The organism is Polyangiaceae bacterium (genome assembly GCA_016715885.1).
Taxonomy (GTDB): Bacteria; Myxococcota_A; Polyangia; order Polyangiales; family Polyangiaceae; genus Polyangium.
The window spans coordinates 488,112-510,567 of the sequence record JADJXL010000001.1 but is presented as its reverse complement, the minus strand read 5'-3'; the positions used below and the strand labels follow the sequence as shown (position 1 = coordinate 510,567).

Annotated in this window: 15 protein-coding genes; 5 read left to right on the top strand and 10 right to left on the bottom strand. The window is 58.9% G+C overall.

The genetic code is table 11. The features are described from left to right. Nucleotides 1–18: 18 nt before the first annotated feature. Nucleotides 19–1,323: a peptidase M1 gene (locus IPM54_02220; protein ID MBK9258631.1), complete on the top strand. Its 1,305-nt coding sequence runs from the start codon at nucleotides 19–21 to the stop codon at nucleotides 1,321–1,323. A 41-nt stretch (nucleotides 1,324–1,364) separates the two neighbouring features. Here IPM54_02220 and IPM54_02215 read toward each other — a convergent pair whose 3' ends face one another. Next, nucleotides 1,365–2,114 carry a YkgJ family cysteine cluster protein gene (locus IPM54_02215; protein MBK9258630.1) on the bottom strand — a complete coding sequence of 250 codons (750 nt, stop codon included), beginning with the start codon at nucleotides 2,112–2,114 and terminating at the stop codon, nucleotides 1,365–1,367. Nucleotides 2,115–2,357: 243 nt separating this feature from the next. Between IPM54_02215 and IPM54_02210 the strand changes: the two genes are divergently transcribed. Continuing rightward, the gene (locus IPM54_02210; GenBank protein ID MBK9258629.1) at nucleotides 2,358–4,724 is read left to right on the top strand and encodes a beta-propeller domain-containing protein; all 2,367 of its coding nucleotides are present in this window, start codon (nucleotides 2,358–2,360) and stop codon (nucleotides 4,722–4,724) included. On the opposite strand, the gene IPM54_02205 is transcribed toward IPM54_02210, so the two are convergent. Then, nucleotides 4,725–6,611 carry an OPT/YSL family transporter gene (locus IPM54_02205; protein ID MBK9258628.1) on the bottom strand — a complete coding sequence of 629 codons (1,887 nt, stop codon included), beginning with the start codon at nucleotides 6,609–6,611 and terminating at the stop codon, nucleotides 4,725–4,727. It lies immediately after the preceding gene. 222 nt (nucleotides 6,612–6,833) lie between these two features. Between IPM54_02205 and IPM54_02200 the strand changes: the two genes are divergently transcribed. Both IPM54_02200 and IPM54_02195 read left to right on the top strand, forming a co-directional pair. After that, nucleotides 6,834–7,451 carry an L-2-amino-thiazoline-4-carboxylic acid hydrolase gene (locus IPM54_02200; protein MBK9258627.1) on the top strand — a complete coding sequence of 206 codons (618 nt, stop codon included), beginning with the start codon at nucleotides 6,834–6,836 and terminating at the stop codon, nucleotides 7,449–7,451. Next, nucleotides 7,448–9,745 (top strand): M20/M25/M40 family metallo-hydrolase, encoded by a 2,298-nt coding sequence (locus IPM54_02195; GenBank protein MBK9258626.1) that lies wholly within the window; start codon nucleotides 7,448–7,450, stop codon nucleotides 9,743–9,745. Before IPM54_02200 ends, IPM54_02195 begins: the two co-directional genes overlap by 4 nt. Nucleotides 9,746–9,752: 7 nt before the next feature. Here IPM54_02195 and IPM54_02190 read toward each other — a convergent pair whose 3' ends face one another. Together IPM54_02190 and IPM54_02185 are read right to left on the bottom strand one after the other, a co-directional pair. Continuing rightward, the gene (locus IPM54_02190) at nucleotides 9,753–10,133 is read right to left on the bottom strand and encodes a hypothetical protein (GenBank protein MBK9258625.1); all 381 of its coding nucleotides are present in this window, start codon (nucleotides 10,131–10,133) and stop codon (nucleotides 9,753–9,755) included. Nucleotides 10,134–10,170: 37 nt separating this feature from the next. After that, nucleotides 10,171–10,830 (bottom strand): hypothetical protein, encoded by a 660-nt coding sequence (locus IPM54_02185; GenBank protein MBK9258624.1) that lies wholly within the window; start codon nucleotides 10,828–10,830, stop codon nucleotides 10,171–10,173. Nucleotides 10,831–10,943: 113 nt separating this feature from the next. Between IPM54_02185 and IPM54_02180 the strand changes: the two genes are divergently transcribed. Beyond that, nucleotides 10,944–11,777 (top strand): maleylpyruvate isomerase N-terminal domain-containing protein, encoded by an 834-nt coding sequence (locus IPM54_02180; GenBank protein ID MBK9258623.1) that lies wholly within the window; start codon nucleotides 10,944–10,946, stop codon nucleotides 11,775–11,777. On the opposite strand, the gene IPM54_02175 is transcribed toward IPM54_02180, so the two are convergent. From IPM54_02175 to IPM54_02150, 6 genes are all read right to left on the bottom strand, one after another. Then, nucleotides 11,767–13,476, bottom strand: coding sequence for a hypothetical protein (locus IPM54_02175; protein MBK9258622.1), 1,710 nt, complete (start codon nucleotides 13,474–13,476; stop codon nucleotides 11,767–11,769). The genes IPM54_02180 and IPM54_02175 overlap by 11 nt on opposite strands. Before the next feature lie 149 nt (nucleotides 13,477–13,625). Continuing rightward, nucleotides 13,626–14,057, bottom strand: a complete 432-nt coding sequence (locus tag IPM54_02170) for a hypothetical protein (GenBank protein ID MBK9258621.1) — start codon at nucleotides 14,055–14,057, stop codon at nucleotides 13,626–13,628. After that, nucleotides 14,044–17,682: a DEAD/DEAH box helicase family protein gene (locus IPM54_02165; GenBank protein MBK9258620.1), complete on the bottom strand. Its 3,639-nt coding sequence runs from the start codon at nucleotides 17,680–17,682 to the stop codon at nucleotides 14,044–14,046. The genes IPM54_02170 and IPM54_02165 overlap by 14 nt, the downstream gene beginning before the upstream one ends. After that, nucleotides 17,679–19,709: a hypothetical protein gene (locus IPM54_02160; protein ID MBK9258619.1), complete on the bottom strand. Its 2,031-nt coding sequence runs from the start codon at nucleotides 19,707–19,709 to the stop codon at nucleotides 17,679–17,681. Before IPM54_02160 ends, IPM54_02165 begins: the two co-directional genes overlap by 4 nt. Beyond that, the gene (locus IPM54_02155; GenBank protein ID MBK9258618.1) at nucleotides 19,706–21,013 is read right to left on the bottom strand and encodes a hypothetical protein; all 1,308 of its coding nucleotides are present in this window, start codon (nucleotides 21,011–21,013) and stop codon (nucleotides 19,706–19,708) included. The genes IPM54_02160 and IPM54_02155 overlap by 4 nt, the downstream gene beginning before the upstream one ends. 614 nt (nucleotides 21,014–21,627) lie before the next feature. Then, the gene (locus tag IPM54_02150; GenBank protein ID MBK9258617.1) at nucleotides 21,628–22,290 is read right to left on the bottom strand and encodes a cytochrome b/b6 domain-containing protein; all 663 of its coding nucleotides are present in this window, start codon (nucleotides 22,288–22,290) and stop codon (nucleotides 21,628–21,630) included. Nucleotides 22,291–22,456 lie beyond the last annotated feature (166 nt).

Below are 22,456 nucleotides of genomic sequence, written 5' to 3'. Positions count from 1 at the left end.
TGAACGTACGCTGATGCAATGGAAAAACTGGTCAGCTCGCTGGTTGCTTCACTCTCTATCCTCGTACTTACCGGATGCGACGGCGCGCAAGATCCCAAGCCCGGTCCTGTTCCAATCGCGCCCTCGATGGATACGAGCCGCGATATCTTGTCGACGAACCTCGCGCTCGACGTGACAGCCATGACGGGAGAAGCGACGATTGTGCTGGCGGGGTCGGAGAGCACCGGAGCTTCGCTCGAAGTGCCGGGGCTTTCCGTCACATCCGTTGCAAGCCCGGACAGCACACTGCCCATTCAATACGCGGTGCAAGACGGACGGCTCGACGTGGGTGTCCCCGAAAGCTCCGATCCCATCGAGCTACGAATATCGTATTCGTTTGCCACGCAAAGCAATTTCGACGGCTACCTCGCCGAGAAGCTCACCTTCTTGTGGCCTCGTTTTTGCGGCAATCTTTTCCCGTGCAAGTCGGCTCCCTCGGAAGGAGTGAGCTTCACCATGCAATTGTCGGGAATTCCGATGGGTGATACGGCTGTGTTTCCAGCAGAAATTCCTTCGGACGCTCCGACATACATGCCCGCGTTCGCGCTTGGAAATTACACGTATGTCATGCTTGGAAAAACCACGGCGGGAACCGAGGTCGGGGTGTATCACTTGCCTGGCGAAGAAGCGGCCATGATGGAGGGAACGAAAGATTTGACTGCGTTCTTCGATTGGCTTGAAAAAACCTACGGCGAGTACACGTTTGGCGGAAAAGTCGCGTCAGTTTCGGCGAATTGGGGTCCAGGCGCTTATGGCGGCATGGAGCACCATCCATATTGGCACATTGCGCGCGACGCAATGAACGATCCGGTCACGCACGCGCACGAGGCAGCGCACGGCTGGTTTGGCGATGGAGTGCGGATTGCGTGCTGGGAAGATTTCGTTTTGTCCGAGGGAACGGTTTCGTATTTAGCGGCCCGAGCAATCGAAGCCGTCGGTGGTACGACCGCGGGTCAAGCGGTATGGGATGGTTATCAATCGGAGCTCGACGCGGTGCTGCCGACGGAAGACACGATATTAATGCTGGACACGTGCAACGAGATCGACCTCATCGTACACCCTTTGTGGTCGAATGTAACGTACATGAAGGGGGCATTTTTCTTCAAGGCGGTGGAGGCGCAGGTTGGTCGAGACAAGCTCGATGCGGCGATCAAGAAGTTTTACGGAACGCACAAAAACGCGGCCGCTCGAATGCAGGACATGATCGACACGATTCAGGCAGAGACGGGAGCGGACATTTCCGTGCACGTGAATGGGTGGCTGAAGGGAATGGGGAAGCCGTGATGCGCGCCGGACCAATACGTCATTCGGGGCTCGCACCATAATCACTCGAAGCCATTCGCTTCCGCCCATTCTTCATCGCGCGCCGCCAGAAACACGGGCAGCTTCTTCGACCACCGCTCACCTGCATTCGGGCGTTCGAGCACGATGCGCAGCGCTGCAATGAATTCGAGCGGCACGCCGTCGAGACCTCGATCGAGACACGCTTTGCCCAATCCGGCGAGCACGGCTTGCGACAGCTCATATCCAATGGGCCATTGAGGTGGCGTCAGCTTATATCGAGGCTCTTGCCAATAGGCTTCACACAGCAACGCATCGTACGATGTCCAGCTACGACAAACCAAGGGGCGAACTTGGTGAATGCTGCATCCACCGTCGGCATCGAGGAGCGGGCATTGCACGTGAGCTTCGGCTCGAGCGGCACGCGTGAGCCCTCGCGCTATTGCGTCGGCTTCACGAATGCGCTCGAGAAGCCCGTCGAGCTCTGCAGGCGTCCTCGTTTTTCGTAAATGGTCGCCAATTCGAAGTATTTCGGGCGCGACGACGAGCACTTTTGCTTGGCAGCACGTCGAACAGCCTCGACCGCACGCAATCGGCCTGTCCGGGGGCTCGTGGTTCATCGCTGCAGCCGTTAGCTCGTCGGCACGCGCCGTCGCCATGGCGGCCGCTTCCATGGCACCCGTTGCATCCCGCGATACGAGCGGCGCCAATGCCGCCGCCTCACCCAATGCAATGCCTGCCAAAACGTCGGGCGTATACCGCGTCGGAATCGTTTGCGGCGATTCCGTAACCATCGGCAAGCTTCGTGGCGCATGGCGCGCGCGGTCATCGGTCATCGGACGATGCATACCATGGGCCACGGGAGGCCACTTGGAAAAGGGGTTGGCACCTCTAAATGTACTCACACACACTTTTGTCTCAAAAAGGGTTGGCTCCTTTTGATGGAGCACCACGTTCTTCGAAACTTTCCGCTCGCTCCCACGTTCCATGCTGCACCCCGCGCAATTCGCGTATCATCTTCCCGTAGGTTTGCCGCCATGGAACACCGCCGCCTCGTCGCCATCCCGCTCGCGCTTTTCTCCGCATTCGCCGCTGCTTCCAGTTGCACCGCGCCTCCCGAGCCGGCCCCACGTGTCGCAACCCAACCACCGCCACCCAAAAAAGCCGCCGCCCCGCTCGTCGTTGCTACGACGCCTCCGCCGCCCGCGCGAAAACCATCGCCGCCACGTCCTCCGCCGCCCATCGTGAGCTCACCCATGCCGGGCGAACCTGCCGAAACAGCCCTCGGCGAAGCGCGCTTGATTCCGTCGAGCTGCGAGAATTACAAGGAAATTGCCCGCAAAATGGCCGACGCTCGCATCAAACAAATGCGCGCCCAGGTCGACGATTCGTTCCGCTCGTGGCACGAATCGCAACCCGATTGCTGGGCAGAATCCCGCTGGCGCGCCGAAGAAGAACGCGCATTGCAAAGCGGAGGAGGATATGGCGTCGGATACGGCCGAGCGTACGGCATTGGCAAATCGCTCGATGGTGCAGTGCTCGGCGGAATGGGCGGCGTGCCGAGCAAGCCAAGCCCACCGCGTCCCACTCGAGCAGCACCTGCGCCAATACCGAGCGCAGGACCACGCCCAGTTCCGACCGAACGATCTGCGCCGACCAAGAAGCCCGCGGACAGCCCCGCCGCGGAACCGAAAGCTGCCGAGAGTGCGTCCGGTACGAACAATCAAGTAGTCGGCGTGGACGAAGCCGATATCGTCAAAACGGACGGTCGGTACGTGTATTTGTCCATGAATGGGGCTCTCCGTATCGTCGAAGCGCTCAATCCCAAAGTCACATCCGTCACGCGCTTGCCCGGTGACGTACGCGAAATGTTCATCGAAGGCGATCGCGCGGTCGTGTATACGGCAAGCGGCAAAGGCGGCAGAAAGTGCACATACGCGTACGATTGCCAATTCGCCGGCGACGGCACGGCGACGCGCATCACCGTGCTCGACATCGCCGACCGCACAGCTCCCAAAGCCGTGCGCCAAATCGATTTTTCCGGATCGCTCATGGCTGCTCGCCGCATTGGCCGCACCATCCACACGGTGGTCTCCGATAACGATGCACCGACGGCAGGCTACAGTACGTGGCCCGAGAATTTGGATACCTGCGGCAACAAGGAAGATTTCGTCCGTAAAGAGTTTGCCAAACTAAAAATTGAAAACGAAAGAAAAATTCGCCAGGACATCTGGTTTCCCACCATCAAAGAAAAAGGCGTCGAAAAACCGATGTGCGGCGGGCTCCTCGAAACCGCCATCAAAGACGGCCAAGCCTTCACGACGCTCGCGTCGTTCGACATGTTCGACGATAACACGCCCGCCGTCACGACCACCATTCAAAGCCGCCCTGGCGCCGTATTTGCCTCGGCCAATACGCTCTACCTGTCCGTCGTGCACCACAAGAGCGCCTCCAAAGGCAAGTGGTATTCGTTTTACCCATCGGTCAGCGAAATCAGCGAGATTCACGCATTTCGTATCGGCGAAACGCCAAAAGCCACGCAATACATGGGCAGCGGCGTCGTCCCCGGTCACGTGTTGAATCAATTTTCCATGGATGAATGGTACGGATACCTTCGCGTCGCGACATCGAAAGGTCGCGTACCGGATCCGAAGGTGCACAGCGTCTTGTCGATCCTCGCGCCCGGCAAAAATGGCAACCTCGTGCGCGTGGGTGCAATCGATAAAATCGCGCCCGGAGAAGACATTCGCGCCGTGCGTTTCGATGAAGATCGCGGATACATCGTGACGTTCAAAAAAACCGATCCGCTCTTCGTGATGGATCTGTACAACCCAGCCAAACCGGCCATTCTCGGTGAGCTCAAGATCCCCGGGTTTTCCACGTACATTCACCGTATCGATCCGGATCACTTGTTATCCATCGGATTCGATGCAAACGACCACGGAGATTTTGCGTACTTCGACGGCGTCATTCTGCAGCTCTTCGACGTATCGAAACCCACCGACCCGCAGCTCATTCACAAAGAAAAAATTGGTACGCGCGGATCGAGCTCGGAAGCTGCGACGAACCATTTGGCGTTCAACTATTTCGCCGATCGAGGGCTGCTCGCGTTTCCGATGACCGTGTGCGAAGGCGGCAGCGACGGCGTGAACGGGACCAAGCTCGCCTTCAGCGGCTTGCTCGTCTACAACGTCGATATCGACAAGGGTTTTACCAAGCTCGGCGGCGTGGACCACGGCAAGCGCGGGGCGAACTGCGGGACGTGGTGGAGTAACGCGACCTCGCACGTCAAGCGTAGCGTTTTCCTCGACGACCTCGTATATTCGATTGCCATCGACCGCTTGAAGGTGCAGCGAATGGAGAGTTTTGGTACGGACTTGGCGGACATTCCGCTCATGCCGTGATTACTTGCTGAACACACCCGCCACGACGAGCAGCGCAATCACGATTCCCATCAGGCTCTCGCCGGCAATGAAGCCCGACGAAACGGGAATGGTCATGCGTTCATCGACTGCGGGACGGAACTTCTTCAAGAGCGCAGCGATCGCCGAGCCGATGAACATGGCAATCGCGTTGCTCGCGGGAATCACGAGCGCAATGCCGAGCCCCGCAGGCGACGGAATGAAGGGCACAATCTTTTTAGGTGCAAATTTTTCGGCGAGCGCGAGCGCTACACCCAGCGCAAAACCAATGCCTACCGCCGTGCTTGCCCCCGGGGGCAAACCACCCAAACCACCGGCGAATGCTTTCGATACGCCGGCCCATACGAGGCACGACGGAGCGGGCCATTCTTCACCGCCCAAAACGGACGGATCCGGAATGATGAGCCAAAACGCAGGCACCACGACGAGCGCGCCCGCGACGACACCAAAAAGCTGCCCTTTGAATTGCTGACGAGGACTCGCTCCCAACAAATATCCGCTTTTCAAGTCCGTCAAGAGGTCCGCGGCGTGCAGCCCAATGCCGCCCGTCACGTTCGCGCTCATGATGTTGCCCGTGAGATTGCCGGGGGCAATCACGCCGTAAACCGCCTGCGTCACCGGCCCGAGCGCCTTCGTCGGCGTCACGTCCGTCTCGCCCGTGACGCGTGCCGCGACAAACCCCATCACGATGGCGAGCGGCACGGCGATGATCCCAGCCCACAGCGGAATCTTGAAAAGAAACGCCATGAGTCCCACGACGAGGGGCGCAAGCAGGACGAACCCGACGGGAAACCACCATTCGGGGCATTCCACTTCGGTCAGCGGATCCTTGTCGTCGACAGGCTTTTTCGAGAAAAGCCCGGACAAACCACGAAACGACCGACCAATGCTCTTGTAATCCAAGAAAAAGCTCGTCAAACCCGACGCGACGAGAATCGCGGCGCCTGGCCATAACGTCCATCCCACGATGGCCTTGTAACTCGCCTCGGGTATTTTACCCTCGGCAACGAGCCGCGGCGCCAGCACCGCATAACATCCAAGCCCCGACAAGAGCAGCGACCAACCGGTGCGAAAGTTCATGAGCGCGCCGGCGCCAACCAGCACGAGCTCGCTCTTCAGGGTAATCGTCCAATCTTTGGCAGCCCTGCCGGCAATGGTGAAAGGAAGCGCAATCGAGCCGGGAATGTTGAACGGTATCCAGGACGCTTTTGCATCGCGGAAAAACGCGAGGATCGCACCTACGAGACCCGCATAACCGAGCAACTTGGCCTTGTAGCTGCCTCCCGTACCGTCGACTTTTGCCTCGGAGTGATGCACCGCTTCGTGCATCGACTTGAGCGTCGCTGCAGTTGCCGTGCCCGTGGGAAATGCGAGCCCTTCACGATTGATGAGTTGTCGCTTGATGGGAATCGCAGCAAATACGCCCATGGCTGCAATGACACCAAACCATATCATCATCCATCCGGCGCTCGGCCTTGCCGTCGTCACCATCAAGAGCGCGCCGAATGCAGCCATGTTGCCGCCGCCGGTCATGTATCCGGCCGCCGAGGCCACCGAGCCCATGGCATTGTTTTCGAGAATCGTGAATTCGCTTCCCGACAAACGCACCGCCCGGAGCAGCTCGAAGATTGCAAAAGCCAAAATGCACGCGGTCAGCGTGACACCCAAGCTCCATCCAGTTTTGAAGAAAACATAGAGGTTCGACAAACACATCACGCCGCCAATGAGCATTCCGGCAATGACGGCACGAACCGTGAGCTGTTTTTCCCCGCGGCGGTACACCTTTTCGAGCCATTCCCGTTCGGGATCAGGGCTGTTCGCGGCTTCCGGCTCCATAGATTGTTCGGATTGAGAGCTCGCAGTCGTCATGGTTCCAGCTTGTTCCTCCGCGAACGGCAACTTCGGCGCATGTACAATATTCAGAGAGCCATCTTACACAAAATCGTCCAGTGAAACACGGAAAGGACTTGTCAAACGAATGGGAAGCGTGGATCCAGGCGGATCGACCGAAGCGGAGCATAACCGAGACGGGGCACGGTTCGAGAGAAAAAACGTCAGGCCAGGGGCGGTAGATGGTGATAACGTAGAAACATGGCGCCTGACGAGTATCTGGAGATGATCCTAAAGCATGGTCAACGTTCGGCTGCGGAATCGCTCGGGGACGAACCTGCACAGGCCCTGAGCTCGGCCGTTTGGAAGCGATACTACGCGCTCGAACGAACGACGCCTCGTTTCCATGAGCGGACAAACCGCAAACTTTTCGTGGCGGCCGTGCCGCTCGTCGCGCTCTACCAAACATTGCGACAAGATTTTGCGCTGGAGCAAGATCCAGCGCTCGTGCTGGCGGAACGAATGTTGCGGGATGCCTATGCCGACCGCATCGGACCGGTCATGATCACTGCGGTCAATGCGATGTATCAGCTCCGGCCGGTACGAAGCCTGCTCGTAAAACGTTTGATGAAGACCAATGAGCCGGAAGGGTTTCGTTTCGAAAACCTCGACGAGCCGGAGACGGTCATGGCATTCGACGTGCTCGCATGTCCCATCGTGAATTTCGCAAAGCAGCATGGAGTTCCGGAAATCGTGCCGGTCATCTGCCGACTCGATGATCTCGTCGCGGAGCATTTGGTCGGCATCGAATTGCGACGCGAATCCACGATTGGAATGGGCGCGAAACGTTGCGATTTTCGTTATGTGCGGACGAAATGAACCGCGCCCCGCGTGCTCTGTGCGTGGGCATTGCCGCGCTGCTCGTCGCGCTCGTCGTCCTGCGTATCCGTCTCACCGATCCACCGGCGATTCCTGTCGATCATGCGTCTAGTGAGGAGTTTTCCGCGACGCGTGCACTCGAGCACGTAGAAGCTCTCGCGGCGCGACCGCGTCCGGTTGGAACCCCATTTCACGCGGCAGCACGGGAATACATCATCGCAGAAGCGAAGCGAATGGGACTGCCCGTCGAAATCCAGCACGCAACCAGGATCAACACGCGCTGGGGCGTACCGTACGACGTGGGACGCGTCGTCAATGTGATTGGCAAAATTCCAGGACAAACTCCGGGCAGCGCCGTCGCGCTCTCCGCTCATTACGATTCCGTACCGAATGCGCCAGGAGCTGCCGACGATGCGTCGGGCGTCGCCGTGCTGCTCGAAACTGCGCGTTTGTTGCAATCGGGTCCGGCACTTCGTAATGACGTGCTTTTCTTGTTCATGGACGGCGAAGAAGCTGGCGTGCTCGGGAGCCGAGCGTTTGTCGCGGAACATCCTCTCGCCAAAACCATCGAGCTCGTGCTGAACTTCGACGCGCGTGGCGTGCGCGGCCCGGTGGGGCTCATCGAAACGAGCGCCGACGCGGGCGGGCTCGTGCGGCATTTCGCGGCCAATGCGTCATTTCCCGTGGCATCTTCATTATTTCCCGAAGTGTCGCGGCGCCTTGGTCACGAAACCGATTTGCGTCCGTTTTTGCTCGCCGGAAAGAAAGGCCTGAACTTTGCTTTTGCCGACGGTGTTGCCCATTATCACGCTCCGACCGACCGTGTGGATTACCTCGATCCACGCAGCGTCAGGCACGCGGGCACGCAAGCTGTGGCGCTTGCGCGATCGTTTGGTGATGCGAACCTGAACGAGTTTGCCCCGGAACGCGTTTTTTATTTTGACCTGCCCGCAATTGGCGTTTTGGTTTTTCCCGAACGAGCCAACTGGTTCATCGCGGCTGCGACGCTGATTCTTTTCGGAATCGTATTTGCAATCACCATGCGTCACAAGAAGACAAGGACTTTCGGTATTTTTGCAGGATTGATCGGTATTCTGGCGTCCGTGGCTGCAACGGCAACCCTGGCAGGCGGTGCTTCCCTTGCTCTGCGCGCGTTGTTGCCAGCGTTCGGCGCCTATCGCGGCGATCCTGCAGATCCGACGTTCATCCGCGCAGCATTCGTTTTCCTTGGCGCAACCTTTTGCATTGGCACGTATGCGTCACTTCGGCGCCATCATTCTTGGTGGGACCTTGCAGTCGGCGCCATTCTCTCCTGGGTGGTCCTCGCGCTCGTTACGACAATATGGCTTCCCGGCGCGAGCTACCTATTCGCAATTCCAGCACTATCACAACTCCTCCTTTGTCTCTATCTGCTTCGCTTCGACCCAGAACAAAACCGTCCCCAAACAACCGCGCTTGCCATGATCGTCGCGGCCTTGCCGCTCATCCTCGTCGCCGTACCCGTTCCTTATCTGCTTTTCGTCGCGCTCGGTCTGCCTCGATCGGCAATTGCCGCGGGTTTCGTCGCGCTGATCGCGAGCCTTGTAGCGCCCCTCTGGGAACTGCTCGGTGCCGCGCGATCGAAGTGGCCGGTGCTTGCCACGAGCGCCGCGTTTGCCGCTGCTTTCATGATTGCCGTGATTCGCGCCGGTTTTTCGCCAGAGTCACCGCGCCCCGTTTGTCTTGCGTATGCGCTCGATGCCGCAGCGCAAAAGGCCGTATGGCTATCCTCCGACGAACACGCGGACCCGTGGGTCGCGGCGCATGCGACGAAGGAAGTATTTCTGCCGAGTTTTCCGCTGCCTGGGCAAGGGATGATTGCGCGCGAAGGACCTGCGCCCATTGCCGACCTTGCCGCACCAATCCTCGAAAAAGTCGCGGACGAAACGCAGAGTGGCGTGCGCACGCTGCGAATGCGGTTGCGCTCGGCGCGAGGTGCACCGTTCGTGCTCGTCACGGTAGCATCGCAATCACCTATCCTACGAGCAACGATCGATGGTCAAACGATTGACGAGGACAAACCGTCGTCATGGCCGGGAGACGACCCCTGGGGTTTTACCTTCCAAGGTTTGCCGCCGGAAGGCATCGAATGGTCGATCGATGTGACGGGAAGCGCCAAAGTAACGGTGCGCGTCGTGGATCGCACGTACGAGCTACCCGAAAACTTGCTGCAAGACAAACCTCCGGCAGACCGAATGCCCATGCCATTTCGCCTGTCGAATTCGACGTTCGTCGCGACGGCGGCGCAATTTTGAACGGCATTCAAGGTTGAATTTTGCCGGCCATATCGAAGACGGGGACGTACAAGGCGTAAAAGCAGAAGACGATCCCACCGAGGCCAATGGCTATCCCGGCCAAACCGAGCGACAGCGCCAATGCATTCGATCCGCGATGACGCGCGACCATGCCGAGAGCACCAACGATGACGGCGGCGACCGCCGTACCGAGCGGCACGACATGCGAAAGCACGGCGCGCGTGACGAAAGGCACGTCGGAACTGAATTCCTTGTACGTATTGATGAACGCGGGAATCGCAAAACGGTCCAGGAGCACGAGCGCCGCGGAAAACGACAGCACAACGAGCATGAGCACGAAGTCTACGGGATGAATGCCCTTGTTGTCACTCTCGTCATCCGATTGCACGAAAAACCTCCAGGAACCTTCTCGAGACCGCCCGCAATCAACCACATCCCCCGTCGACTGGCAATGCATCCACGTCGAATGCTTCGGTCATGGGCTCCGACGTATCGAACGTAATGTTCGCATGAACGGATACGGAACACGGGAATGTGCCTTCGACGACGATTGTGCCGTTGCCGGAGCTCGCGGGCGCAGAGGTCATCGGCTGCGGGGGAAAACCACTGGACATCACGCAGTCGCTGATGTCGTTCGTCACTTCCGCGTGACTTGCGGCCCATGGAGCGGTCACGTCAATCATGAGAGGTCCGCCGCCACTAAAGCCCTCGACCCAAATGCGAAAACAAAGATTTTGCACGGGGTCGGTCTTGAAAATGATGAAACGCGGCACGTGCGTGAAGAGATTGTACGCCGAATACGCGACGTCCCCCGATCCGCCATCGTCGGGCACGACGGCTCCACCATTGCCGCCCATTCCGCCATTCCCAGCCGTTCCGCCGCTGCCGCCAGCGCCCGCCATGCCCCCTGCCCCGGCCGATCCCGAGCTGCTCGATGCGGCGGTCGTGCTCTGGTCCTGCACTTCCGCCTCACACGCAATCGAATGAAGAGCCGCCGCAATGACCAATGCTCCAAGCGCCACGGGCGCAGGGAGTAATCTTGCCGCCCCCGTCGAACGCCGAGCCAATTCTACGTCAAGCTTCATCGTGAACCTCCAGTAAGGCAAACCGTACACCGTTCTGGTCGACCTGCGAAGCAATTGCAAGTGGGCACGCTCGAGGCTTGGTTTTTCTTGCCCGATCGCTGTAACATCGAGGCGTGCTGCCTTTGTCGCCTATCGAAACCCGTCATCTTTTCCGCGAAATCAACGCCGGCCTTCTGGATCTTTGCGGTGCTTTGTCCCCGGATGATTGGTCCAAACCCACCGTTCATGCCGATCGCAACGTGAAAGACCTCGTCGCGCACCTGCTCGATGGATCGCTACGACGCTTGTCGATACAGCGCGATGGTCACTTTTTGCAGGCGCCCGACATGCGGTCGTTCGCGGACATGGTGGCGTTCGTGCAAGAGCTCAATCGGGAATGGATCATGGCGGCCAAACGCCTGAGTCCTCGGGTGCTCATGGATCTCATGATGCGAGCGGACGAAGAGGTCGCGGCGCTTTTCTCGAGCCTCGAACCACACGCTCCATCGCCGTTCGGCGTCGCGTGGGCGGGTGAAGAGTGGTCGGAGAGTTGGTTCGACATGGCGCGCGAGTACACGGAAAAGTGGCATCATCAGCAGCAGATTCGCGATGCCGTGGGTCGTCCGGGGTTCAAGGAGCGCAGGTTTTTGCATCCCGTGCTCGACACGTTTCTTCGCGGTGCGCCGCACGCATTTCGCAACACTCGAGCAGCGGATGGGACGACCGTCGAGATCGCGATCAGCGGAGAAGCCGGCGGAAAATGGCATCTCGTATGCGATGGTGATCGCTGGGCGCTCGCGACCGATTGTCAAACCAAACCCACGACATACGTCGAGCTCGATGCAGACACCGCTTGGCGACTTTGGACGAAGGGCATCGATGCAAAGGCTGCGCTTTCGCGTGCAATCGTGCGAGGCAACGAGTCTTTCGCGGCGCCGCTCTTCACGATGGTCACGATCATGGCATGACGACGAGCGTGCTCGACACGATGTGGCGCATCGACTTGTTCTTCCCTTCATGATGGCTTCGCTGTTCGTGGAGCCATTCGTAATCCGTTGGAACCGTCAGCACCGGCGCTCCCGAAGCCGTGTCGAATACGGCAATGCTGGGAGGTTTCAAGTCCATTGCAATGGCCAATCGCGCTCCATCCGGGGAAAACGCGGCCCCACGCGCCGGCGTTGCCGGAAATCGTTGCCGCACACGACCCGATTCCAAATCGAAAAGCGTCGATCCTACCGCAAGCAACTTCCCATTTGGATGATATGCGATCCCTTCATCCAGTGCCCGCCGCTGTCCCTCGAATCGATGCACGACTGCGCCCGTGTCGAGGTCCCAAACATACACGAGATCATCATTCGGCGACATCGATGCGATTGTGCGGTTGTCGGGAGACGGCGCAAGGAAAAGATCGCTGCCGAAATGACCGTGATAATCATGTAGTCGCACACTCGCTTTCAAGTCCCAAAGAAACGCTGCATTGCCGTGAGCAAATGCAACGACCGTTTGCTGGGGTGTTCTGCGGATGGAACCAACCTTATCCTCGAACGCCCCAAGGCGCTGACCCGTGATCATGTCGTGCACACCGATCGCAAGCCAACCCGTTTCTTTGTCCTTTTCGTCCGTGAATGCAAAGCGCTCGGAAAACCGTGGCTGCCCACTCGTTGGCGGCGTTCCGATGAACCACTTTCCTGCGACGATATCGAGACGCCCCGTCATCGGTCGAGAATCTCGCCTATCATAGAAGTACACAAATAAATTGGCGCCATCCGGTGACATGTGGCCTTGCAGGGGCCACCTTTGCACGTTGAATTCCGGGGGAAAAGGAACCTCCACGCGCGCCGTCGGCGTGACGATTTCCATACCAACTAGCGTTTCGATGACGACATTCCCCGGCCGAGGGCTCAAGAAGGCCGTGCGCACGCGCGCTCGCGTACCGATTGTCTTTAACGTAATGCCATCGGGCTCGAGGACGGCAATCCCCCCGGCAGCCCCATCTCGTGACCACGCGGCGACGCGACCATCCACCGCGACGGCCAGTTCTTGGGCCGGCATGGGTGTCGCAATGACGCGAGGCATGTTTGGCGCATCGATATCGTAAATCAAAAGATTCTTGCCATCTGTTCCAACGAGTCGCCGTCCAGATGCCGCGAGACGCACTTGCGTCGACGTGACCTGCTGCCAAATGGCGCCCGTGCGCGGATCGAATATCGACCCCGGTCGATTGTATTGCGAGACGCACAGACCAAATTGACCATCCGGCGCAAAAATGGGAGCCGAAGGCGCGTCTCGTACGACTCCGCGAAAACGACCGGTAGCGACATCGAAAATATCGATATCGTGCATGCCCAATTGGGGCGCGTCGTAAATGTTGCGACAAACGAAAAGCGTCGAGCCATCGGGCGTGAGTACCGTGCAACTTGCTGCTCCCGCCGTTCTGAGGCGCGTCGTTCCAAGTCGCCGAATTGCACCTTCGGGCAGCGGAGCCGGCTCGGGATCGAGCACCACCTGCCCTCGGACAAACGGCGCATCGGGCTCGAATGTCGACGCCGCGGGCGCTGCCGGATACGACTTTTCCGCCGTCCCATTAGGTACCCAATGCGGAGCGGGCGAGACGTGACAAGCCGCAGAGAGAAGCGACGACGCAAGCAAACCAATGCGGGCATTCATATGTCGTTCGTTCTCCTGGATCGCGGTAGTAACACACATCCAATCCGATCGTGAAGCCTTTACGACCTTGGCAAAGGACAATTTTTATCGAATGATGCCCGCCACTTGCCGAGGGTCGCATCACGCGCCTCACCCTACCAGCAGCCTGTTCAGCGAGAACGCCCCCGCAGGCGCGCGTCCGTCCCCGTGAGCACGAGCTCCAGCCGATCGGCCTCCCGCGCCACGATGAGCAAATAATACTGTAGTTCCTCGCTGGAGAGCGTGCTTGCTCGACAAACAACGGTCGCTTCGATGTGGCCATGTAGCACGGTGCGGCGGAATGCGACGACCCGCGTGGCCCGGTTTTGCAGAAGCATAATCCGGCAGAGATCGGATTGGGAGATCTTTTCGATCTGCGCCGCGCGTGCGACGAGCGCGACGAGCATGAGGGTGTCGCTCACATTGTCCTGAAGAAAGCGCACCTCGTGACCGCGCCCGAGCTTGGGCCATATCACCTCCACGCTGTCGCGATGAAGCTCGAGAGAAACCTCGGCGGCGCGCAATGCGCAAGCCTCTTGGAATAACGCTTCAATGTGCCCCATGATCGCGCTCCTTCCGCAGATCGGGCGCAAAACTCTCGAATGCGCGGTCTTCCTCCGACAAGAAAACGCCCTCCACATCATCGGCCCCGAGAGCCACCGCCGCAATGAGATCGTAAAGCTCCTCTACGTCCGTCTCCTGCGGATCCAATAAAATATCTCCCTCCACCGTTACCGTGTAGCTCGTCGGGCCGTCCTTCGACTCCTCGACGAGGCAAATACGCGTGCCAGCAAGGTTTGTCTGGTGACCGAAAAGCTCGACAAGCCGGTCCTCATCAATCCGACCCACAGGGCTCGTCAAGTGAATGAGTGCCCGTCCACCCATGGGAGCCCCCTCCACATACAGCAGGATGGGCTGCTGCCGCACGCCATTTCGACCAGGTTTGTCTCGCTCCTCGGGGCGAAGCACCTTGGGGCCTCGACGATATGTCGTCCCGACATACTCGCCGTCAGGGCTCACGTTGTGCCAATCGATGCGGATCTTCGATCCCAGAAGCTTGATGAGCTCCGCGAATCTCTGCAAACATGCATTGGCCCGCGCCTCGGCCTTTTGCCGATCGATTTGCTGGCTCCCGCAGAGCAGCGCTTCATCCACCTCGAACTTGGTCTCGAGTAGCCCCTCGATGGGCCTGATGTCCCGCTCCTCCGCGGCAAAGGCGGAATCCACCGAGATCGCCGAGGCACGCCCTCGCGCGGGCTCTTCGCCGCCAAACGAGGTATGCATGGATCGGACAAACTTGTTCATCTTGCGAAAGAGCCGCGCCATCTGCAAACGCTCGACCGTTTCCAGGAGGTAGGGATACTGCGTCTGAAGCTTTTCATGCTCATTGATGCGCCCTTCGAGTTTGGCGAGCCGTCGATGCGTCGCCGAGCCAATCCGGTCGATCCGCCCGGTCTTCTGCTCCATCTCCGACGGGTTCCACGCAATTCCGTAATGAATCACCTTCGAGCAGAACGTGTGCAGATCCTCGCCTTCCTTGAGGACGTCCGTGGTGACGAGGACGACGGGATACCCCGGCATGCGGAATTGCTTCACGATGCGTGGGGTCACGCCTCCACTCATGCCCGCGACAGGGCGCTGTGAAGACAGCTCGTCGCGAATGAGCTTGCGTATCGCCTCGGTGTTCTTGGCCTCCGCGGCTTTCTCGAAGTTGAGCCGAAAGATCTCGTGGAAATGCTCCGCAATGCTTTCAAGCTCGCGCATCGCGGAGAAGCCAGGCTTTCCGCGCTCGGTTTCAAGACGATCGCAATATTGATCAATGAGCCGCGTTGCATAATCTTGACCTCGCTCGGCCCGCCGCGCCTCGAGCGACCCAAACATCCTCGCCGCGAGCGAAAAGAGCGTAATGAACGAATGTCCGAGCCGAGCCGCGTGGGCCAAAAGCTCGCGCCGAAGCTCCCGATCGCGAGCAAATTCACGGGAATCCGCGATTTTTTCCGGAAAGAGCGATTGCGCAAGCGCAGGGCGCCTCTCGACCTCGGAGAAGAACGTCCGGACGCCCAGGTACGCCTCGGGTCCAGGGAACGAGTGCTTCACGTCGACCTCTGGCTCGCGCTTCGCGCCCGGAAAGCGCCATTCGAGCAGCGTTTCCGCGCGTTGCTTGTCTCTGAACGACCGCGCCTCCGCGAGCGCCACCAGCGCCGCGGCCTGATAGGCCTCGAAATAAGCGCGCCGCGAGATCTCGCCCCGTCTTTTCTGCACCTGCGTTGCAGCAATACCCCGCAGCCGCTCCGTCAGACGCCCTCGATCCTCATCCACCGCCTGCACAAGCGTGCCAAGCGGATCTTGCAAAGCTGCTGGCCCAAGCAAGAGCGCGACGTAATTCTCCTCGAAGAACGTTCCAAACGGCGATGTCTCGCCCTGGAGCTGGTTGTTCCGGAAAGACGCCCCCGAAAAACGTTTTTCTGGGCCTTTGCCGCGGAAAAACCAGGCGAAGAACGTCACGTCATCGTCCAGCTCGTCGAGCTCCTCGCGCCTTTCCTCGGGCACGAGCTCCGCCTCCCCCGTGTTCTCGTCCCCTTGCGGCTCAACCCGAGCCTCTTCGTTCTGCTGCTGGGCGGCTCCTCGCGATCGTCGCCAGTCACGATACTCCTCGAAGATCTTTCGAAGCTCCCCGCTCATTGCCTCGCCAAGCTCTTGGCGGAGTTTGTCCTCGATCCACGCATCGTAACCATGACGGAGTTTGTCCCCGATTTCCCGGACGCTCGCGACCCGGCGCACGAAAATGAGCGCCTTGTCTCCCTGGTCGAAAACCGACCCCAGGCTCGCGTCGACTAGGCTCGCGACGACTGCGTCCATCTTGGGGTGAGGCAAGCCTCTGTCCTCCACGTTCTTGGAATACGATTGTCGAAGTCTGCCGATGATGTCGACGTCCGCTCCCTCGCGCTCCTCGGGCTCGTCCGTTTGGTCCGATCCTGCGAAAACGGCATCGCCCTCGCGCGCGGCGTCCCTCTTCTTTCGCCCCGCCGTTTGTCCGAAGCTTTCAAACGAGGCGAGCATGCCCATCTGGAATGTCTTGTCGAACTTCGGATGTCGGATGACCTCCGCCACCTTGCGTTGCACGAGGGCCACCGTCAGACGCTGTTCGTCGTTCGGAATCTCCAGCGGCTCGTCGTGCATCGTCACACCGCCGCCGCGCCACTCTCGCCGATACATATTTTTGGTATGAGGCTCTCCTGCCACGTGGATGCGCGTCAGGCGGCGAATCAGAATCTTCTTGGCGTGCTCTTCCGCCGCTTCTCCATGGAGGTCCTTCACGGCCTCGCCAAACCCGAACAACGCCAATTGGCGGTAGAGTTCAGCGTAATCGCTCTCCAGCGGCGTTGCCGACAGGAAGAGCACCCGGTCGAAGCGCCGCCCGTAGGACGGAAATGCCTCATGCGCTCCGTCCGTCGCCGACCCGAGCGTGAGCGCGAGCAAGCGGTTTCGGGAGGAAACGCGGCCCACCTCGCCATACCCATGCTTTAGATTATGCGCTTCATCCACGATCACGAGATCGTAATGCGGCAGCAGAGCGTTCACGCCCCGCGCGAAAGCATCCTTGAATGCGTCATTGTCGAGCGATGCCGGATCCAGATCGATCCGCTTCAGCATCGGCGCGCCCTTGGCGAGCTTGTTCCAGAGTGCCTGTTTGCCTTCTCGCGCCTTACCTTTGTCTTGAGACAGCCCGAAACTGAAGCTCGGGAGTCTGATGAACGTGTCTCGATCCGGGTTCTTCACGGCCTCGATGGCCCAGTGAACCAAATTCGAGCAAACGATTGCAGGGCGAGTGGGCAAACCTTGGAATGAGCGAACCAGGAGATCCGTTGCGCGGTAGTTTGTCTTGACGAGGTTCTTCCAATCCTTCAGCCATTTTTCTTGGATGTTTTGCTTGGGCGCGATCACGAGCACGCGGAGGTTCGGATGCGCGAACCTGAGCAGGCACAACACACCCAGCGCGATATATGTCTTTCCCATCCCGACCTCGTCCGCGAGGTAGGCGAACCCCTCGGAGGCCAGGATGTTGTGAAGCGCGACGGCGCCGCGCAATTGACCGTCGGCGATGTCGCGCTCGATGACGCCATTCGCACGAAAATCGAGGAGCTTTTTTGCCTCGTCGAGGCCAATGCGTGCGATGTCTTTTTTCATCCTGCATCCTCCTCGTCGTCGCGCATGACGTTTTTCTGAAACCAGCGCTCGAACCACTTGAAGAATTTTTGCCGATGAACATCGTCCCCAAACGAGAAGGTCTCGCGTATCCTCTCGGCGCTCTTTTTGGCACGACGCACAATTTCGGTCTTTTTGTCTTGGCGCTCCGCGAGGAAATTCGACATTGCCCCTTCGCGGCGAAGCAGACGCGTGAAAATCGCCTCTGCACAGAGCAATGTGATGTAGCGCTTGACGCGATCACCTGCCTCGTCCTTTTCGATCTGATCGAGCAGAGCTGGAAGCGTATCGTACCCTGTGCCGAAGAGCAGAAAGTCGGCCTCTTTATGCCGGCCCTTCTCCACCGCACCGATGACACGCTCTTCCAGCCGGAAGAAACCTTGATAGATGCCGGCCACGGTATCGAACAGGCTCTTGCCGGCATTCTCGAGCGATTCCGTCCGCCCCCCTGTATCTCCCAGCGAACCCGCAATTTCGAGCGACCGCTCCAGCACGATCTGCCGTTGCTCGTCGCTGAGCGAGGACCACGCGAGCAAAATGTCTTCGGCTGTCCAGCGCAATCCCGCAACGCACGAGGGTTTCAGGCCCGTCTCCTCGACGAGCATGATCACCTCCGGCAGATCGTCCGCTTTCACGGTGACGAACGACGTCCCGCGGAGCTTTTCACCGAGCGAGCGCGCGGCGTTTGGCAACAGCTCCTGCCATTCTCCGCCCACGACGAGCGAGATCGTCGTAATCGGTACACCTGCGGACGATATCGCCATGCTCGATGGCGGCTTTCCGACCTTCTTGTCCCAGAAATAATGGGCTGTCCGTTCTGACCAGTCATAAACCAGGGTGAGCGGTAGGATCACTACGTCTGTTGCGACATCGTCCGAGCCTCCGTCTTTCGCCTCCAAAAACTTCTTGGGTTCTCGCTTCTTGTCGAGGGGCTCGAGCAAAGGGCGCGGGCCGCTGTGCTGTTTTTCTTGGATGAAGAACGCGGCCTCTTGATTTCCCTTGTTCGCACCATCGTGAGCCGCATTCGTGAGATTCACAGAGCCCACGAGCGAGTATTCCCGCCCGTCGTCCACCAAGATTCGGTAATGCTTTGCGTGCACTCTGCGCGGCAGCGCCTTGTTGTCCTTTTCGGAGGATCGCAGGTGCTCCGCGGGCAGATCGGACCACGTGGCGATTTTCTTCACGGTCGCGAAGTATTCGGCTGAGCACGTCGCGTTTCCGTGCTCGTCTGTCGGCAAATAGATGCGTGTCTCCCTGGGAGAGAGCGCTTCCTGGAGGGCTTTGAGCGGAGCGGCGTCCTCCTCGTCGAAATACGGAGATACAATCTCCAATTCGCAACGATCCCGGACACCCCGCACGAGCTTTGGCTCGAGGAAATCTGTAAGCGACTCTCCCCCCACGTAGAGCCACTTTTTTCCGCGGTCGTCGTTCCCGACGCTCCGATGCAGAAAACGCGCGATTGCGTCGAGCGCCGCATGCTCGGTTTCGGGGGGCATGCTGCGGCGAATGTTTTGCAGGAACGTGCGGAGCGCGTCTCGAAACGAGCATCTCCCATTCTCGTATACTTCCTCGATATGCGCGCACTCGAGGTTGGTGAAGTACCCAGCCTCTGTCAGATTCGCCGAGGAGACGCAGACGAGGAGGCGTCTTTCGCCATCTTTGGCCACGAGCGCGAGGACCACCTTGGGGTGGAAGCGCGTGCCTCTTTTTCGGACAATTCCGTGATATTTGACGCGGAGGAGCGGAGAGGCCGAGGTGTCGAGCCCTGCTCGATCGTAATATACGGCGATGTCCGTATTCATCTTGAGCAGCTCTCGCTCCATTTGGGCGAGTCGCGCCCGGACGTTGTGGGAGAGGGTCTTGTCCCAGAGGACGGGCAGCACGTTCTCCTCGAAGAACGACGGCTCGAACGCGTACGTCGTGAACAACGCGGCCTCGACGTGGCTATCGCCGATTGCGTCGCGAAGTGCGTCGCAGAGAGCTTTTTGCGGAATGGGGCTCGCCATCATCGCGCCTGCTCCCGGAGCGAGCGCCCGATGGCCTTCAGGCTGCCCAAAAAATAGGAATTGACCCAGAGCCCCAGTAGTTCGCTCTGGGAAGGGAGGGGAGGAAAATCGTCGCCGCGAAAGCGGACAGAAAGTTTATCGCCTTCGATCTTGATCCAGGGCGCCCCGCCTCGAGCCTGCATGACGGCCTGATTTTGCTGGAGCACGAAGTGAATTGCATCTTCATAATGCCCGGCGCGCATCGCCTCGCCGAGCTTCATGATCCGCTCGCGCGCATCCATTGACGAGGCTCGATCGAGGAGCAAGAGCGCGCCTACTGGCAATACGCCGGGGTCGAGGTGAAGGAGCCCGCGGCCCCAGGCCTTGCGGACATCGGCGGCGACGCTCTTTACGGTTCGGCCCCCACACCGCATCAAATATCCGAAGAACCGTGCCGAGGCACCGAGAATGGGCTCGATGGTGCGGATGTACGAGAGCCGCTCTGCCAATTCGAGTCGGCCTTCTTTCTCCGCTCGGCTCGTAAGCTTGGAGAGGTCGTTCATGCCAAACCAGGTCCCCCACAGCGATGGCTGCTCGTCATAGACCTTCACCATCATTTGCCAGAGATCGCGTTGCAGAGGTTTGCCCTCACCGCCCTCGACGAGTGCCTTCAGGTAAAACCCACCTTCGACGCCGTCCACGTGCGGCGCGTGCTGCTCGGCGAGGAGCTTGGCGCACAATGCGTGTTTGTCCGATGGATCGAAGCGAAAGGGGCCCTTCTTCGCGAGGATCTCTTCAATCAGGCGGGAGACCTTCTTGAGGCGTTGGTCGTGGAACTTCTCCATGAACTCCGTCGCATGGGGCGTGAGCCTTTGCGAATATGGATCGAGCAGACCGCTCTTCCGCGCAGCTTGGCTATACAAGCCCCACAAGCCATAGGTCCGCTGATCGCTCAAGATCTGGTGTGCCGGTTCTTCCGAGATGGTGACGTTCTTTTCGTTTGCGAGGCGTGCTTTGACGCGTTCGATGCCGCGAAGATCGCCCGAGAGATCGTCGGTGCCGCTCGCGAGTCGGCAATACGCCACGAGCTGCTCAGCGCGCAGGAACAGGGCGAGCCGCTGCTCTTCGCGCGCTGCTCCTCGCTCGATGAGGCGATCGGCGAACCAGAGCCCGAGCAAGAGCGTGGTAAAGCTCCGCAGCGAGGTCGTGACCGTGGTCAAATTGCCGATCACCTCGCGCCCGAAGGCGCTCCAGATCGGTTCGATACCGAGGGGATCGCGAGATCCCTTCACCTTGGCGCGATCATCAATCTTGGTGAAAAAGACCATGTTCGAAGATGTGTTTTGAGGATTCCGCAGCGATGTCGTTCGAGGCTACACCTCGCACCGAAAACAAGTCATCCATTTTCCGATGATGCGCTTACGTCGCCCAGTTACCGACCCGCCCGGTCACATCCGCACGGCGTGAGCCATCAAGCGCTTGGGATTTGGTCGGACACGCTCGCTTCATCGAGCCTCGCAGATGCCATACAACCAGACGAAACAACACACCAATTGGAGACCCGCGCCTGCTGAAGCACCGCTCGGCGCGCCGTCCATCGCGCACCGACAGATGCGCCATCAACCCATGATACGTATTCGACTCGACATCGTCGGTGGTCCATCGATCGCTGACAGGTGCTCCATCGAACGGGCGTCGGCGCTCCATCGATCGATGGTAGGTCGTCGACTCAACACCATCGGTGGTCCATCGATCGCTGACAGGTGCTCCATCGAGCGGGCGTCGGTGCTCCATCAATCGATGGTAGGTAGTCGACTCAACATCGTCGGTGGTCCATCAACCGCTGACAGGCGCTCGGTTAAAGGAAACAACCCGCCCATTTTGCCGATGACGCGCCTACGCCGCCTCACGTCATCGGCCACGCCTTGGATGAGGCACGCGACTATTCTGAACGTGGATTTTGCTCCGATTTTCCGCCATGGATCATATCGGAAACAATTCCTGGGTCCGAGCGATTTTCAGCCAAGACGACTCCAATGATATGACCACCGACAAAGAATACAAAGAACCACATCATGATTTCGTGAATCTCTTTGGTTGTAGCAGCAAGGTCTCTGGACAGCCCAATCTCCGCTTTGAAATTCAGAAGAAAACCTGTAATCACCATGAGTAGAGTTACAACGTAAAAAATGGCGTATCCGGCCTTTACAGCCGTAAAATGCAGGGCCCTCGTTCTTTCTTCCTTTGGAACCTGTTTGATGCCGAAGGCGACTTTGATGGCCGAAAACCCAGGGCTTTTCTTCTCAATAATAATCGCGATCAGAATTCGAGCGAGGAGAAGAAATCCCAAAACAAATCCCAAATAGATATGCCAGTCCCATAACGGGTTGCGAATGGCGACGGCAATCTCCTTAGCAAGTTCTGGCGTGACTGGAGTACCCTCCGCTTTCATTTTCTCTTCGATCAAGGCCGCATTCGTGCGCCAGCTCAAAAATGTTTTTCTGATGAGAACCGTCCCAAGTAAGCCCAAGATGACAATGGAATTCGCCCAGTGCCAAAGGCGCAAACTGAGAAATTGGTACTTCCGAAAACTGTAATTTTGCATTTGAACTCTCCTCGACTTTCTCAATCGCGCTTTTCTATGCCTTTTGTGCCCATTGCAACCTTTACCACAATTCCTTCATGAAGAGGATACGCGACGGCCTCAGGCTCACGAGTGGGGGGCTGGATTGGCTTAGCTTTTCTGAGAGCAGTTGTCTTGTTTGTTTTTG

What these genes read in the sequence shown, in the direction of transcription:
- IPM54_02220 (MBK9258631.1), top strand. Translation starts at nt 19, where the DNA reads ATGGAAAAACTGGTCAGCTCGCTGGTTGCTTCACTCTCTATCCTCGTA.
- IPM54_02215 (MBK9258630.1), bottom strand. Translation starts at nt 2,114, where the DNA reads ATGGTTACGGAATCGCCGCAAACGATTCCGACGCGGTATACGCCCGAC.
- IPM54_02210 (MBK9258629.1), top strand. Translation starts at nt 2,358, where the DNA reads ATGGAACACCGCCGCCTCGTCGCCATCCCGCTCGCGCTTTTCTCCGCA.
- IPM54_02205 (MBK9258628.1), bottom strand. Translation starts at nt 6,611, where the DNA reads ATGACGACTGCGAGCTCTCAATCCGAACAATCTATGGAGCCGGAAGCC.
- IPM54_02200 (MBK9258627.1), top strand. Translation starts at nt 6,834, where the DNA reads ATGGCGCCTGACGAGTATCTGGAGATGATCCTAAAGCATGGTCAACGT.
- IPM54_02195 (MBK9258626.1), top strand. Translation starts at nt 7,448, where the DNA reads ATGAACCGCGCCCCGCGTGCTCTGTGCGTGGGCATTGCCGCGCTGCTC.
- IPM54_02185 (MBK9258624.1), bottom strand. Translation starts at nt 10,830, where the DNA reads ATGAAGCTTGACGTAGAATTGGCTCGGCGTTCGACGGGGGCGGCAAGA.
- IPM54_02175 (MBK9258622.1), bottom strand. Translation starts at nt 13,476, where the DNA reads ATGAATGCCCGCATTGGTTTGCTTGCGTCGTCGCTTCTCTCTGCGGCT.
- IPM54_02170 (MBK9258621.1), bottom strand. Translation starts at nt 14,057, where the DNA reads ATGGGGCACATTGAAGCGTTATTCCAAGAGGCTTGCGCATTGCGCGCC.
- IPM54_02165 (MBK9258620.1), bottom strand. Translation starts at nt 17,682, where the DNA reads ATGAAAAAAGACATCGCACGCATTGGCCTCGACGAGGCAAAAAAGCTC.
- IPM54_02160 (MBK9258619.1), bottom strand. Translation starts at nt 19,709, where the DNA reads ATGATGGCGAGCCCCATTCCGCAAAAAGCTCTCTGCGACGCACTTCGC.
- IPM54_02155 (MBK9258618.1), bottom strand. Translation starts at nt 21,013, where the DNA reads ATGGTCTTTTTCACCAAGATTGATGATCGCGCCAAGGTGAAGGGATCT.
- IPM54_02150 (MBK9258617.1), bottom strand. Translation starts at nt 22,290, where the DNA reads ATGCAAAATTACAGTTTTCGGAAGTACCAATTTCTCAGTTTGCGCCTT.